Raw genomic sequence first — 483 nt, forward strand, 5'->3', positions numbered from 1 at the left:
GCCGCCTACATCTAACTCCTGGGCGAATACCGAAACGAAAGCCACCGCCGCTAACAAGACAATAAAAATTTTTTTCACAAACATTCCTCCTCGAAGCCGCCGTTAGCTGGTAAATCTTACCGAAAGAATCTGACTGACAGGCAGCGTTACATAAGCGGAGTTGCTATCTTGGTTTATATCCACAGTTTCCCAGACCGGCTCTTTGGGATTCTGGCGATCACCCACATCCGCCTCGGTTGATCTCATGGCTGTCGCGCCTCTGATTGTAAAGTCTTGTGGAAGCTGCAATTTAACGGTACCCAAATCATAACCCCCTGTGTTATTTGTAAGCGTAGGAGTATACATTACAATATTAATTTCGCTAATATCGTCCATGGATACGTTCTGCCCTTTCCAGTTGACCGGATACCCTCCCCCGCCTCTTACCCTTCCGCAAGCCATACCTATAACCCCCCTACATGGCAGATTCCTGCTACCGTCAGT

Annotated in this window: 1 protein-coding gene; it reads right to left on the minus strand. The window is 48.0% G+C overall.

What is annotated here, in order from left to right; genetic code table 11:
- Positions 1-102 precede the first annotated feature (102 nt).
- On the minus strand, positions 103-483 hold a 381-nt coding region (locus tag ACYVRA_RS08635), incomplete at its 5' end, for a hypothetical protein (RefSeq protein WP_461252311.1).

It is taken from the genome of Treponema sp. R8-4-B8 (genome assembly GCF_054786175.1).